The 14635-nt window shown below is 72.9% G+C and carries 12 protein-coding genes; 8 read left to right on the top strand and 4 right to left on the bottom strand.

The features are described 5' to 3' along the window. Position 1 precedes the first annotated feature (1 nt). Positions 2-793, top strand: a complete 792-nt coding sequence (locus AC1VWI_RS13620; RefSeq protein WP_499516795.1) for an MHYT domain-containing protein — start codon at positions 2-4, stop codon at positions 791-793. On the opposite strand, the gene AC1VWI_RS13615 is transcribed toward AC1VWI_RS13620, so the two are convergent. After that, entirely contained in the window at positions 758-1795 is a 1038-nt protein-coding gene (locus AC1VWI_RS13615) for a chitinase (protein WP_499511254.1), read from the bottom strand. The two genes, AC1VWI_RS13620 and AC1VWI_RS13615, sit on opposite strands and share 36 nt — an antisense overlap. A gap of 295 nt (positions 1796-2090) precedes the next feature. Here AC1VWI_RS13615 and AC1VWI_RS13610 point away from each other — a divergent pair, with 295 nt between their 5' ends. The 7 genes from AC1VWI_RS13610 to AC1VWI_RS13580 all read left to right on the top strand — a co-directional run bounded on the left by AC1VWI_RS13610 (position 2091) and on the right by AC1VWI_RS13580 (position 11698). After that, a complete protein-coding gene (locus AC1VWI_RS13610; protein ID WP_499511253.1) occupies positions 2091-2528 on the top strand; it encodes a hypothetical protein in 438 nt (145 codons plus the stop codon). Positions 2529-2534: 6 nt separating this feature from the next. After that, the gene (locus AC1VWI_RS13605; RefSeq protein WP_499511252.1) at positions 2535-4709 is read left to right on the top strand and encodes a bifunctional polysaccharide deacetylase/glycosyltransferase family 2 protein; all 2175 of its coding nucleotides are present in this window, start codon (positions 2535-2537) and stop codon (positions 4707-4709) included. After that, complete coding sequence (locus AC1VWI_RS13600) at positions 4706-5902, top strand: acyltransferase family protein (protein WP_499511251.1); 1197 nt, start codon at positions 4706-4708, stop codon at positions 5900-5902. The genes AC1VWI_RS13605 and AC1VWI_RS13600 overlap by 4 nt, the downstream gene beginning before the upstream one ends. A gap of 3 nt (positions 5903-5905) precedes the next feature. Then, positions 5906-8002 carry an excinuclease ABC subunit UvrB gene (gene uvrB / locus AC1VWI_RS13595; RefSeq protein ID WP_499511250.1) on the top strand — a complete coding sequence of 699 codons (2097 nt, stop codon included), beginning with the start codon at positions 5906-5908 and terminating at the stop codon, positions 8000-8002. A gap of 109 nt (positions 8003-8111) precedes the next feature. Continuing rightward, positions 8112-8690, top strand: coding sequence for a TerD family protein (locus AC1VWI_RS13590; RefSeq protein ID WP_499511249.1), 579 nt, complete (start codon positions 8112-8114; stop codon positions 8688-8690). Positions 8691-8710: 20 nt separating this feature from the next. Then, positions 8711-10468 (top strand): TerD family protein, encoded by a 1758-nt coding sequence (locus AC1VWI_RS13585; protein ID WP_499511248.1) that lies wholly within the window; start codon positions 8711-8713, stop codon positions 10466-10468. Positions 10469-10717: 249 nt separating this feature from the next. After that, positions 10718-11698, top strand: coding sequence for a TerC/Alx family metal homeostasis membrane protein (locus tag AC1VWI_RS13580; RefSeq protein ID WP_499511247.1), 981 nt, complete (start codon positions 10718-10720; stop codon positions 11696-11698). Between the two features lie 11 nt (positions 11699-11709). On the opposite strand, the gene AC1VWI_RS13575 is transcribed toward AC1VWI_RS13580, so the two are convergent. From AC1VWI_RS13575 to AC1VWI_RS13565, 3 genes are all read right to left on the bottom strand, one after another. Continuing rightward, the gene (locus tag AC1VWI_RS13575; RefSeq protein WP_499516794.1) at positions 11710-13014 is read right to left on the bottom strand and encodes an MFS transporter; all 1305 of its coding nucleotides are present in this window, start codon (positions 13012-13014) and stop codon (positions 11710-11712) included. A gap of 81 nt (positions 13015-13095) precedes the next feature. After that, entirely contained in the window at positions 13096-13752 is a 657-nt protein-coding gene (locus tag AC1VWI_RS13570) for an MBL fold metallo-hydrolase (protein ID WP_499511246.1), read from the bottom strand. A gap of 4 nt (positions 13753-13756) precedes the next feature. Next, positions 13757-14488: a maleylpyruvate isomerase family mycothiol-dependent enzyme gene (locus AC1VWI_RS13565; RefSeq protein WP_499511245.1), complete on the bottom strand. Its 732-nt coding sequence runs from the start codon at positions 14486-14488 to the stop codon at positions 13757-13759. Between the last annotated feature and the right edge of the window lie 147 nt (positions 14489-14635).

Here is a 14635-nt window from a genome sequence, read left to right as displayed (position 1 = left end):
GATGGCCTGCTTGGGCGCCGCCCTCGGGCTGCGCTGCACGACCCGGGCCCTTGCCATGCACCCCTCGCGACGGGCCGGCTGGCTCGCGCTGGGTTCCGCTGCCATCGGTTCCGGCATCTGGACCATGCACTTCATCGCCATGATGGGCTTCACCGTCGTCGAGGTGCGGATCGCCTACGACACGCTCGTCACCTTCGAGAGCCTGCTCGTCGCCGTCGTGGTCGTCGCTCTCGGGGTGTTCCTCGTCGGCTTCGTGGGCCGCACGCTCCCCGCCGTACTGGCCGGCGGCTGCGTCACGGGACTCGGCATCGCCGCCATGCACTACATGGGCATGCGGGGCATGCGGCTGCGCGGCGACCTGGAGTACACGCAGTCCACGGTGGTGCTGTCGGTCGGCGTCGCCGTCCTGGCCGCCACCGTCGCCCTGTGGTCGGCGGTCGCCGTCCGGCGCCTGTACGCCGGTGTGCTCGCCAGCCTCGTCCTGGGCTTCGCCGTCACCGCCATGCACTACATCGGCATGGCCGCGCTGACGGTGCACCTGTACAGCGGCGCGCGGGAGGGATCGAGCGGGGCGGGACCGGCCGCGTTCCTCGCCCCGGTGCTGATCGGGCCGGTCGTCTTCCTCTTCCTCGCGGGGGTCGTCGTGGCGCTCGACCCGCCCGTCGGCGACTTCGACCCCGACCCCGACCCCGACCCCGCGCCCGCCCGCGGCCGTCGTTCCTCGCGGGCGACCCGCTCCTCGCACGCCGCCCGGGCCTCACGCGTCCGCGAGCGCCCGCGCGAACGCCAGTGACGGCTGGTCGACCCCGCTGCACCGGGCCGGGGCCGACTCCTTGGTGCCGTCCTCGCAGGGCCGGTCCCGGTCGGCCGACCACATGGACAGGCCGCCCAGCTGCTTGTCACGGGCGAAGGCGGCCAGTGTGGCCGCGTCCCGCAGGGTGAACACCTCGCCCCGGATGTCGTTCACCCCGATCATCGGGGTCACCCAGAGGGTCCGCCACGCCGCGGCGTCCGGCAGGCCCAGCAGCGCCTTGAGCTGCCGGTGCGCCGCGGTGGCCGCCTGGACCGCGTACCGGCCCATGTCGCCGGTGTACGTCTCCCCGTAGTCCATCGCCATGATGTTGACCGCGTCGACGCGCACCCCTTGGTGCCGGGCGTCCGCGAGCAGCGCGCGGGCCCCGGCGGTCAGCCCGGACGGCATCACGGGCAGCGTGAAGGAGACCGACAGCGTCCGGCCTTCCCGCTCGGCCTCCCGCTGGAGGCGGGCGACGGCGCGCGCCCGGCGGGTGCCGGCGGCGGTGTCCGCGAGGTCGTCGCCCTCGACGTCGAAGTCGACCCCGGTCAGCCGGTAACGCCCGATCACATCGGCGTAGACGGAGGCGAGTTCGTCCACGTCGTCGCAGGCGCCGGCGAGTTCCGTGCCGTCGGCGCCGCCGAACGAGACCCGCACGTCGCGGCCGGCGGCCCGCAGCGCGGCGATCCGGCCCGCCAGGCCGCCGTGGGCGATGCCGTCGCGCCCGTCCCAGGTCGGGGCGCAGTCACCGCGCGCGGTCACGAACCCGAGGGTGAAACCGTCGGCCCCGGTCCTGCGGGCGGCGTCCGCCATGTCGTACGCGGTGGAACGCGAGGCGTCCACGTAGGAGGTGAAGGCCACCTCGGCCACCGGTTCCCTCCCCCCGGGCGCGTGGCGCGCAGGGGAGCCGGCGGGCTCGGTGCCGGTGAGGAGGGAGGCGGTCGTGGCGGCGACGGCGACCGCCACGAGTCCGGTGATCAGCTGTGCCGTGCGGCTCTTCATGACGGAGAGACTATCTGCCCCGGGAATTTCGGATCACGCTTTCCTGGAATTGAGTGGACGGGGGTCTCGGTTCATTCGTGGGATTAATGCGGAAGTGAATCCGCGGAATTCATGGAGAGAAATTACTGCTAGCATTCCGCCCATGCATTCCCTCTCCCGACGGGCGTGTCCCCGTGGGCGGTCCACGGAGGAAGGGCCCGTATTCGTCGATGCGTCGGGCCGCCGGGCGCGCATTATCCGGCGCGCCGGACTGGCCGTCGGGATCGCCTGCGCGGGATATGCCGTGCTGCTGGGGGTGGCTTTCGCGGGAGGCACCCCTTTCGCCCCCCAGACCCTGATTCCGGGCGCCGACGTCCCCGAGGGCGCGTCGGCGCAGGCCGAGGCGGGTGGAAGAACCGGGGGTACCGCGGAACGCGTCGCGAGCGCCCCGGCCGCTCCTCACGCCCCCGCCCCGGTGGCCCGGGGCCCCGCCGCCGCGCCCACCGTCGTCGCGGCCGCCGAGGTCACCCCCTCCGCCACCGGGCGCCGCGCCACGGCCTCGGCGACCCCCTCCGCCGGCCCCGGCGCCACCGCGACGGCGAGCGCCTCCCCGCGGCCCACGTCCGTGCGCACCCCCACGGCCACCGCCTCGCCGTCCGCCTCCGCCCCCGTGACACCCGGGCCGGACACCCCCGCCTTCCCCCCGGGCGACGCCGGCGGCGACCCGGTGCCCGGCGACGGCTGGGACGACTGAGCGGCCATGGCGCGGACGGCCCGGCACGCGGCACCCGGTGCGATCACCAAGGTGGCGTCGGCAGGCCGGCAGGCCGTGCCCAGACCTCGCGTGGTCATGGCCGTGCTGGGGCTGTTCGCGCTCGTGTGCGTGATGCTGCTGGACGGCTACCTGCACTCGGAGATCGGCAACGACAGCCGCGTGCACGAGTCCGGGAGCGCGAGCCAGGTGCCCGCCTCCGTCCTCGAGGGCGGCCCCGTGCTGACCTTCGGCGCCGACGGCGAGCCCGTCAGCCACACCCTGCCGCCCCGGACGATCGCGCTCACCTTCGACGACGGCCCGGACCCCCGGTGGACCGCGAAGGTGCTCGCGGTGCTGCGCGAGCACGACGTGCCGGGCACCTTCTTCGTCGTCGGCCAGATGGCCGCCCGGTACCCCGCGCTCATCCGCGACATCGTCGACTCCGGCGGCGAGATCGGCGTCCACACCTTCTCCCACGTCGACCTCGCGTACCAGGACAGGGCCAGGATCGACCGGGAACTCGCCCAGACCCAGCTGGCGCTCGCGGGCGCCGCGGGCATCACGACCTCGCTCTTCCGTGCCCCGTACTCCTCCGAGCCCGACGCCGTCGACGACACCACGTGGCCCGTCTACCGCTACCTCGGCACCAAGGGCTACATCAGCGCCTTCGTCGACACCGACAGCGAGGACTGGCGGCGCCCCGGTGCCGCCGCCATCGTCCGCGACGCCACCCCCAGGGGCGGCAAGGGCGCCTCCGTCCTCTTCCACGACGCCGGCGGCGACCGCTCCCAGACCGTGGAGGCGCTCGGCACGTACATCGACACCATGAAGGCGAAGGGCTACACCTTCACGACGCTGACCGCGAGCCTGGGCGCCACGACCGCCAACCACCGGGCGAGCGGCGCCGAGTTGTGGCAGGGGCGCGCCCTGATCGGGGTCGTGGCGCTGGCCGAGTTCACCATGCCCGTCCTGTTCTGGCTGCTCGTCGTGGTCGGCGTCGCCGTCCTGGCCCGCTTCGCCCTGATGCTCGTCCTCGCCCGCCGCCACGCCAGGATCCGCGGCCGCCGCCGCTTCAGCTGGGGGCCCGCGGTCACCGAACCGGTCAGCGTCATCGTGCCCGCCTACAACGAGAAGGAGTGCATCGCCAACACCGTCGGCTCGCTCGCGGCGAGCACCCACCCGGTGGAGATCGTCGTCGTGGACGACGGCTCGACCGACGGCACCGCCGGCATCGTCGAGTCGATGGGCCTGCCCCAGGTGCGCGTCGTGCGCCAGGAGAACGCGGGCAAGCCCGCCGCGCTCAACCGCGGCCTGGAGCACGCCCGTCACGACCTCGTCGTGATGATGGACGGCGACACCGTCTTCGAGCCCGGCACCGTGCACCGGCTCGTGCAGCCCTTCGCCGATCCGCGGGTCGGCGCCGTCGCGGGCAACGCCAAGGTCGGCAACCGCGGCACGGTGATCGGGGCCTGGCAGCACATCGAGTACGTGATGGGCTTCAACCTCGACCGGCGCATGTACGACCTGCTCGGCTGCATGCCCACCGTCCCGGGCGCCGTCGGCGGCTTCCGCCGCGCCGCGCTGCTCGAGGCCGGGGGCATGAGCGGGGACACCCTCGCCGAGGACACCGACGTCACCATCGCGCTGCACCGCGCGGGATGGCGCGTGGTGTACGCCGAGCACGCCCGCGCCTGGACCGAGGCACCGGGCAGCATCGGCCAGTTGTGGCGGCAGCGGTACCGCTGGAGCTACGGCACCATGCAGGCGCTGTGGAAGCACCGGCGCTCCCTGGTGGACCGCGGGCCCTCGGGACGCTTCGGCCGGGTCGGCATGCCGCTGGTCGTGCTCTTCCAGATCGTCACGCCCCTCTTCGCGCCGCTGATCGACCTCCTGACCGTCTACGGCGCCGTCTTCGTCGCCCCGGTCAGGTCGCTCCTCGCCTGGGCCGCGCTGATGTCCGTGCAGCTGCTGTGCGCGGCCTACGCCTTCCGCCTGGACCGCGAGCACTACCGCCACCTGCTGATGCTGCCGCTGCAGCAGATCGTCTACCGGCAGCTGATGTACCTCGTCCTGATCCACTCCTGCGTCACGGCCATGACCGGAGGCCGGCTGCGCTGGCAGAAGCTCGAGCGCACCGGCGAGGTCAACTCCCCGCGGGCGTCCGCGGGAGCCGCCCGGTGACCGCGTCCGGCGCCTCCCTGCCCCTGCCCCGGCCCGGGACCTCCGGCCGGCACGCCGCCCGCCGCGGCGCGCGGGCGGTTGCCGCTGCCGCCACCACGGCCCCGGGCGCCCGCGACCGGTACCTGGACCTGCTGCGCGCCCTGGCGCTCGTCCGCGTCGTGACGTACCACACGTTCGGCTGGGCGTGGCTGAGCCTGGTCTTCCCCTCCCTCGGCGTGATGTTCGCCCTCGCGGGCTCGTTCATGGCGCGGTCGCTGGAGAAGCGGCCCGCGCTGCCGGTGGTGCGGCGGCGGCTGCGCAGACTCCTGCCGCCGCTGTGGTGCCTCGGCGCCGTCCTGGTCCCGGCGATGCTGCTCCACGGCTGGTCGCCCGCCGAGCACCACGCGGGGCGCTGGTGGGCGCGGCTGCTGTGGTGGGTGGTGCCGCTGGCGGACCCGCCGGGCAGCGCCTGGGCCGAACAGGCCACGGGGGTGCTGTGGTACGTGCGTGCCTACCTGTGGTTCGTCCTGCTCTCGCCGCTGCTGCTGCGCGTGTTCCGGCGGTCACCCACCGCCGTGCTCGTCGCCTCCCTCGCCCCGGTCGTGCTCCTGCAGACGCTCCGGAGCCCGCCGGAGGGCGGGGCCGGCAGCGCCGTCACCGATCTGGCGACCTTCCTCACCTGCTGGCTGCTCGGCTTCGCCCACCACGACGGACTGCTGGACCGCGCGCGGGCGGGCCTGGCGCCGGTCCTGGCCGCCGTCGGCATGGCGATCGGCGGCTGGTGGGCCTGGTCCCACCGTGCGGACGGCTCGTACGACCTCAACGAGATCCCGCTCGCCCAGGCCCTGTGGTCGGCCGGTTTCGTCCTGCTCCTGCTGCGCTTCCGGCCGGGCGCCGGCCCGGCCGGGCGGCTCCGGACGCTGGACCGGGCGGCGCGGATCGTCAGCGCGCGGGCCGTGACGGTCTACCTGTGGCACGAGGTCGCCCTCATGCTCAGCGTCCCCCTGATCGACCTGATGTGGCGGGTCAGGCTCCTCGAGCTGTCCCTGCCGCTGGACAGCACCTGGTTCCAGTTCGCGGTGGCCTGGGTGCTGATCGCGGTGGCGGTGCTGCTCCTGGGCCGGGTGGAGGACCTCGCCGCGGGGCGCCGGCCCTGGCTCCTGCCTGACCCGGGCCGGTCGGGACCGGTTGTCGGTGGGGGGTCGTACCGTTGACCCATGCGGCCCGTATCAGACATCGAACGCAGTGTGGCGCCCTTCGAGGTCGTCAGCCCCTTCCAGCCCAGCGGCGACCAGCCGACCGCCATCAACGACCTCGAGCGGCGCATCCGCGCGGGCGAGAACGACGTCGTCCTGCTCGGCGCGACGGGCACGGGCAAGTCGGCGACCACGGCGTGGATGATCGAGCGGCTGCAGCGCCCGACCCTGGTCATGGCGCCCAACAAGACCCTGGCCGCCCAGCTGGCGAACGAGTTCCGCGAGCTGCTGCCGAACAACGCGGTCGAGTACTTCGTGTCGTACTACGACTACTACCAGCCCGAGGCCTACGTCCCGCAGACGGACACCTACATCGAGAAGGACTCCTCGATCAACGAGGAGGTCGAGCGGCTGCGCCACTCCACCACCAACTCGCTGCTGACCCGCCGCGACGTGGTCGTGGTCGCCTCGGTGTCCTGCATCTACGGCCTGGGCACCCCCCAGGAGTACATCGACCGCATGGTGCGGCTCAAGGTCGGCCAGGAGATCGACCGGGACGCGCTGCTGCGCAAGTTCGTCGACATCCAGTACGCGCGCAACGACGTGGCGTTCACCCGCGGCACCTTCCGGGTGCGCGGCGACACCATCGAGATCTTCCCGGTCTACGAGGAGCTCGCCGTCCGCATCGAGATGTTCGGCGACGAGATCGAGGCCCTGTACACGCTGCACCCGCTCACCGGCGAGATCATCACCGACGACCAGCAGCTGTACGTCTTCCCCGCCACCCACTACGTCGCCGGCCCCGAGCGCATGGAGCGCGCCATCGCCGGCATCGAGAAGGAGCTCGGCGAGCAGCTCGCGGTCATGGAGAAGCAGGGCAAGCTGCTGGAGGCCCAGCGGCTGCGGATGCGCACCACGTACGACATCGAGATGATGCGGCAGATCGGCACCTGCTCCGGCATCGAGAACTACTCGCGGCACATCGACGGCCGCGAGGCGGGTTCCGCCCCCGACACCCTCATCGACTACTTCCCCGAGGACTTCCTCCTCGTCATCGACGAGTCGCACGTCACCGTGCCGCAGATCGGTGCCATGTACGAGGGCGACGCCTCCCGCAAGCGCACCCTGGTCGACCACGGCTTCCGCCTGCCCTCCGCCCTCGACAACCGCCCGCTGAAGTGGGAGGAGTTCCTGGGGCGCGTCGGGCAGACCGTCTACCTGTCGGCCACCCCGGGCAAGTACGAGCTCTCCCGCGGCGACGGCGTCGTCGAGCAGATCATCCGCCCGACCGGCCTGGTCGACCCCGAGGTCATCGTCAAGCCCACCAAGGGGCAGATCGACGACCTGGTGCACGAGATCCGGCTGCGCGCCGAGCGCGACGAGCGCGTCCTGGTCACCACTCTCACCAAGAAGATGTCCGAGGACCTCACCGACTACATGCTGGAACTCGGCATCCAGGTGCGGTACCTGCACAGCGACATCGACACCCTGCGCCGGGTCGAGCTGCTGCGCGACCTGCGGGCCGGCGAGTTCGACGTCCTGGTCGGCATCAACCTGCTCCGCGAGGGCCTGGACCTGCCAGAGGTGTCGCTGGTCGCCATCCTCGACGCCGACAAGGAGGGCTTCCTGCGCTCGGGTACCTCCCTGATCCAGACCATCGGCCGCGCGGCGCGCAACGTCTCCGGCCAGGTCCACATGTACGCCGACAAGATCACCCCGGCGATGGAGAAGGCCATCGAGGAGACCAACCGGCGCCGGGCCAAGCAGATCGCGTACAACGAGGAGAGGGGCATCGACCCGCAGCCGCTGCGGAAGAAGATCGCCGGCATCCTGGACTCCTTCGCCCGCGAGGACGCCGACACCGAGGAGCTGCTGGGCTCCGGCCGCCAGCGTTCGCGCGGCAAGGCGCCGGTGCCGGGCCTGTCCGCCAAGGCGGGGGAGAAGCGGGCCGCCAAGAGCCTTCCCGCGGCCGAACTGGCGGAGCTCATCGGTGAGCTGACCGACCAGATGCACGCCGCCGCCGCGGATCTCCAGTTCGAGGTCGCGGCCCGGCTGCGCGACGAGGTGGGCGAGTTGAAGAAGGAACTGCGGCAGATGCGGGAGGCCGGCGTGGCCTGACCGTACCGGCTGTCGAATCTCTTGCCGAACCACGGTGACCTACCCGTGCGTCTCCCCATAGGGTGCGGAGCAACCGCACGACGGCAAAACGGTTGAGAGGGGACAGCGCGTGACGGTCAACATGACCAAGGGTCAGAAGATCAGCCTGCAGAAGTCGGACGGGGGGACGCTTTCGTCGGTCCGCATGGGGCTCGGCTGGCAGGCCGCCCCGCGTCGCGGTCTCTTCGGTTCCCGTACCCGGGAGATCGACCTCGACGCCTCCGCGGTCCTGTTCGCCGACAAGCAGCCCGTGGACGTGGTGTTCTTCCGTCACCTCGTCAGCGACGACGGCTCGGTCCGGCACACCGGCGACAACCTCGTCGGCGGTGCCGGACAGGGCGGCGACGACGAGTCGATCCTGGTCGACCTGCAGCGGGTGCCGGTGCACATCGACCAGATCGTCTTCACCGTCAACTCCTTCACCGGGCAGACCTTCCAGGAGGTGCAGAACGCCTTCTGCCGCCTGGTCGACGAGACCAACGGGCAGGAACTCGCCCGCTACACCCTGACCGGAGGCGGTGGCTACACCGCGCAGATCATGGCGAAGGTGCAGCGCAACGGTGACGGCTGGTCGATGACCGCGATCGGCTCCCCGGCCAACGGCCGCACGTTCCAGGACCTCATGCCGGCGATCCTGCCGGCGCTCTGACCGCACAGGGGGGCGCGGGCATGACCATCGAGCTGGTCCACGGGCAGAACCATCCGCTTCCCGGCACCTCGCTGGAGGTACGGGTGTCGGCCGGTACCCCGGTGGTGGCCGCCGTCTCGCTGGGTGACGGGCAGGGGCGCGTGAGCGGCCCCGGGTCCGTCGCCCACCCCGGGGCGCCGCGGCTGCCGGGCATCGAGGTGCCCGCGGGCCTCGCCGCCGAGCAGCGCGTCACCGCCGACCTGGCGGCCGTGCCGGCGGACGTGGAGCGCGTCCACGTCCTGCTGGCGCTGCCACCGGTCGCGGGGGCACCGACCCGCTTCGGGGCCTGCCCCGCGCCCCATCTGACCGTCGCCGGCGCCGACGGGGCGCCAGTCGTGAGCTTCACCGTCACCGGGCTCGGCGCCGAGGCCGCGATCGTCGCCCTGGAGCTCTACCGCCGCCAGGGCGCCTGGAAGGTGCGGGCGCTCGGCCAGGGGTACGGCGGCGGGCTGGCGGAGCTGCTGCGCGACCAAGGGCTGGGCCGCCCCGAGGCGGACGCGGTGGCCGCGCGCGTGGCGGACGCCGTACGCCCCGCGCGCACGGTGCCCACCGCACCCTCCACCGCGCCGCCCCCGCCCCCCGTTCCCCCGACCCCGCCCCCCGCGGACTCCGTGCCGCACGCGGTGCCCCCGGCCCCCGCGCCCGTCGCGGGTGACGCCGCGGGCTGGAGCATGGAGGAACGGCTCTACAACCAGGTCTGGGGCATGTTCGAGGACCTGGCCCGCACCATCGCGGCGTACCGCAGCGCCGTCGACTTCGCCGAGTCCCGGCTCGACCAGGAGCTGGACGCGCTCCTCGCCGACCCGCGCACCCGGGTCGGCCCCGCCGCCGAGGCCGCCCGCGACCAGGCCAGGGCCCGCCAGGCCGAGCTGGTGGACCGGGCGCGTGCCGTGCTCGACCGCGACCTGGCCCAGCTCACCGCTGAGGCCGAGGTGGTCGAGCCCGCCCTGCCGCCGCCCTACGCGGGCTGGGAGAGCCCGGTCTGGCACGGCTACCGCGCCCCCGCCGAGCCGCCGATGGCGGTCCGGCTCGGCGACCTCCACCTGCCCGAGCGCCCGGAGCTGCGCGTCCCCCTTCTGGTACGGCTGCCCCTGGAGCGCGGTCTGTGGGTGGACAGCGCCCAGGACCGCCGCCGTGCCGTGGACGTGGCCGTGGCGCTCGCCGCCCGCCTGCTGGCCTCCCACCCGGCGGGGGAGTGCGCCGTCCACGTCATCGACCCGGCGGGCTCCGCAGGGACGGCGCTGGCACCGTTCACGGACTCCGGCGCACTGCGCGAGCCGCCCGCCACCGGCGCCGCCGGGGTGGCGGCCCTGCTCGCCCGGCTCACCGAGCGGGTCGACCTGGTGCAGATGGCCCTGCGCGCCGACGTCCCCTTCGAGGTCCCCCCGGGCGTCGACCCGGCCCGCCAGGTGCTGGTCGTCAACGACTTCCCGTACGGCTTCGACGACCGGACGGTCAACCAGCTGCGCTACCTCGCCGACGAGGGACCGCAGGTCGGCGTCCACCTGGTCCTGGTCGCCGACCGCGAGGACGCCCGCGAGTACGGTCCGCTCCTCGACCCGCTGTGGCGCTCGATGCTGCGGCTGACCCCGCAGCCCGACGACCACCTCGCCGACCCCTGGGTGGGCCACGCCTGGACGTACGAACCGCTGCTGGCCCCGGCCGGCAGCGCGGTCCTGTCGCAGGTGCTGCGCCAGGTGGCCGCCGCGCGCCGGACCTACGACCCGGGCCGCCACTGACCGGCCGACCGGTCCCACGGGGCCTCGGTGCACCCTCCTGATTGACCATCACTTTACTCTCTTTACCTTTCCTTGGGATTTCATGTACTCTTCTTTACGCGGAGGGGAGTACTCCCAGCTTGCGGTGCATCCCGTCATCACGGGCCGGAACGGCCCCGGGACACCGGCCCCGGCCTGACGGCCCGGGTGGAAGAGACCTCCGGCAGCGACAACGCTGACAATTGCCAGCCCATCTGCCGGAGGCAACGCGTGGATGTATCCCTGACCCTGTGGGTGCTGACCATCGCCGGTCTGTGCGCCCTGATCGCCGCCGACTTCTTCATCGGGCGCAAGCCCCATGAGGTGTCCGTCAAGGAAGCCGGGACCTGGACCGTCGTCTGGATCGTCCTGGCCGCCCTGTTCGGGCTCGGCCTGCTGTTCTTCGCCGGCGGGCAGCCCGCGGGCGAGTTCTTCGCCGGCTACATCACCGAGAAGTCGCTCAGCGTCGACAACCTCTTCGTCTTCGTCCTGATCATGGCGAAGTTCGCGGTGCCGTCCCAGTACCAGCAGCGCGTGCTGCTCTTCGGCGTGCTCATCGCGCTCGTCCTGCGAGCGGCCTTCATCGCCGCCGGCGCCGCCATCATCGCCAGCTTCTCCTGGGTGTTCTTCATCTTCGGCGCCTTCCTCATCTGGACCGCGTGGAAGCTGGTCCAGGAGGCCCGCGCCGAGGAGCACGACGAGGAGTTCGAGGAGAACCGGCTGCTCAAGGCCGCCGAGCGCCGTTTCGGCGTCGCCGACCGCTACCACGGCACCAAGCTCTTCATCCAGCAGAACGGCAAGCGGATCATGACCCCGATGCTGGTGGTCATGCTGGCGATCGGCACCACCGACGTCCTGTTCGCGCTGGACTCCATCCCGGCGATCTTCGGCCTGACCCAGGACCCGTACATCGTCTTCACCGCCAACGCCTTCGCGCTGATGGGCCTGCGGCAGCTGTACTTCCTCATCGGCGGTCTGCTGAAGAAGCTGGTCCACCTCTCCTACGGGCTGTCGATCATCGTCGGCTTCATCGGCGTGAAGCTCGTGCTCCACGCCCTGCACGAGGCGGGGGTCCACGTCCCCGAGATCAGCATCCCCTTCTCCCTCGGCTTCATCGTCGTGGTCCTCGCCGTCACCACGGTCACCAGCCTCATGGCGTCGAAGAAGCAGGCGGCCGCGGACGAGCGCGACGAGGAGCACATCGACGCCTGACCCACGGCTCCTCAGCCCGGACGGGGTGCGCGGCGGATCGCCGCGCACCCCGCCGTCGCGTCCGCGGCGGCCTCGCCCCGGGTCTGCGGCAGTGCCGCGAAGCAGCCGAGGCTGAGCAGCGCGACCCCTGCGACGTACGCCGCCACCGGCCAGGGCGTGCCGGAGCCCGCCGCCAGCCGGGTCGCCACGACCGGGGTCAGCGCGCCGCCCAGGACACCGCCGAGGTTGTAGCCCAGGGCGGCGCCCGTGCAGCGCACCCGCGGCGCGTACAGCTCCGGGAGGTACGCGCCCACGACGGCGAAGACCGTGATGAAGGCGAGCAGCTCCGCCGCGGACCCCACGGTGATCGCCACCGGCGAGCCGCTCGCGAGCAGCCCGGCGTACGGGAAGACCACCACGCCCATCGCCGCCGTACCGGCCAGTGCCATCCGCCGGCGTCCGAAGCGGTCGCCGAGCAGTCCCGCCAGCGGGGTCAGGGCCCCCTTGACCAGGACGGCCACCAGGACGCAGCCCAGCACGACCGTGCGGTCCATGCCGAGGTGCTCCGTGGCGTACGCCAGCGACCAGGTGGTCACCGTGTAGAAGACGGCGTAGCCGCACGCCATGGCGCCCGCCGTGAGCAGCACCAGGCGCCCGTGCTCGCGCAGCAGCTCCGAGACGGGCACCCGGGCCAGGTCCCCGCGCCCGGCGGCCGCCGCGAACGCGGGGGTCTCCGGCAGCGCCGCCCGCAGCGCCAGCCCGGCCAGCGCCAGCACGCCCGCCACCCAGAACGGCACCCGCCAGCCCCAGGAGCGGAAGGCCGCGTCGCTCAGCCCCGCGGACAGGGCGAGCACGATCCCGTTCGCCAGCAGGAAGCCCACCGCGGGACCGGTCTGCGGCAGGCTCGCCCACAGCCCGCGGCGCCGCCCCGGCGCGTGCTCCGCGACGAGCAGCACCGCCCCGCCCCACTCGCCGCCCAGCCCCAGCCCCTGCAGGAAACGCAGGGCAACCAGCAGCGCGGGCGCGGCCGGGCCGATCGAGGCGTGAGCGGGGACGCAGCCGACGGCGGTGGTCGCCAGCCCGGTCAGCAGCAGGGAGCCGATCAGCACGGGGCGCCGTCCGACGCGGTCGCCGATGTGGCCGAAGAGGACCGAGCCGAGCGGGCGGGCGACGAAGCCCACCGCGAAGGTGCCGAAGGCGGCGAGGGTGCCCGCGAGGGCCGAGGCGTCGGGGAAGAACAGCGGTCCGAGGACGAGGGCGGCCGCGGTGCCGTAGGCGAAGAAGTCGTAGAACTCGATCGCGGTCCCGGCCGCCGACGCGGCGGCGATCCGGGCCATGGAGGGGGAGGTGCGCACGTGGGTCCAACGACGCACGTGCGCGGGGGTGGCGGCGCCGCAGGGGGCGCCGCCACGGAGCCGCTACCAGCCCCGCTCGCGCCATTCGTCGAGGTGGGGGCGCTCGTCGCCGAGCGTGGTGTCCTTGCCGTGGCCGGGGTAGACCCAGGTCTCGTCCGGGAGCCGGTCGAAGAGCTTGGCCTTGACCCCCTCGAACAGGCTCATGAAGTGGTCCGGGTTGTTGTGCGTGTTGCCGACGCCGCCGGGGAAGAGGCAGTCCCCGGTGAAGATGTGCGGGTGCCCGTGGGGGTCGTCGTAGATCAGGACGATGCTGCCGGGCGTGTGGCCCACCAGGTGCCGGGCGGTGAGCTCTACCCGGCCGACCCGGATCCGGTCGCCGTCCTCGACCGGCACGTCGGTGGGGACGGGGATCCCTTCGGCGTCGTGGCGGCCCGCGTAGGTACGGGCGCCGGTCGCGTCGACCACGGCCTGCAGCGCCTGCCAGTGGTCGGCGTGCCGGTGCGTGGTGACGACGGACGCGAGACCGTCGTTGCCGGCGACCTCCACGAGCGTGTGCGCGTCGTTCGCCGCGTCGACGAGCAGCTGCTCGTCGGTGGCGCGGCAGCGCAGCACGTACGCGTTGTTGTCCATGGGGCCGACCGCGACCTTGGTGATGATGAGGTCCTTGAGTTCGTGCACGTCGGGCGCGCCCCCGACCGTGACCTCGCCGCTGTACGTCATGGCGTCAGCCTAGTGGCGGCAGCACCGGCAGGGGTACGTCGGGCCGGGCGGTCAGGCCCTCGCCGTCGGAGCGGCCGCTGACCCAGGCGAGCAGGGCGTGCCGGGGCCCGCCGACGGTGAGTTCGGGCTCGTTGGCGGCGCCGATCACCCACTTCTCGCCGCTGTCGGTGTCGTGGATGCGGACGGCGGCGACGCCCTCGTGGCCGGACAGGTCGTCGATGATGGCGCCGAGCTCCCGGGCCGCGAAGTCCCCGGGGAGGTGCGCGCAGGTGTACTCCAGGCCGAGGTCGACGTGGTGGAAGTAGATCTCCATGAGCCGGGTGTACGGGATCTCGGCCGCGGCGACCACCCGGCCGGAACGCATGACGACCTGCGCGGCCCAGTTCTGGGGCGGGAGCTCCGCGATGGCCAGGGCCAGCCGGTCCGCGGAGGCGCGCAGGTCGTCGACGTGCTCCGCGAGCGTGCGGCCGGCCCCCTCCTCGATGTCCTTGTTGCGGCCGTCGGTGCTCTCGTACTGCGGGGTCTCCTCGCCGGTGCGCGCCCAGATCATCAGGTTCACCAGGGAGTCGGCGTTGCGCGCCAGGTGGGCCAGCACGTGGCCGCGGGTCCAGCCCGGCAGCCGTGACGGCTCGGCGACGCACGCCGGGGGCATGGCGGCCACGGTCTCGATCAGTCGTTCGGTGGCCTCTCGGAGCTCGGCCGCATCGTGGTCGGGGTCGGGTCGTTGGACAGACACGGAGCCTCCTGGTCGGACCGGTCGACGTCTCCACGGAGACGCTAGCGCGGGACACTCATTCGGGTGAAGCTGCCGCACCGATGCCAGAAATCGAATGTGCGTGCTATAGGCTCGCTGTCATCGCAACCGGAAGAAAACTCGTCGGCG

This window comes from Streptomyces sp. TOM-9, from assembly GCF_056858595.1.
The sequence above is the reverse complement of the archived record's forward strand: the minus strand, read 5'-3'. Positions and strand labels throughout refer to the sequence as shown.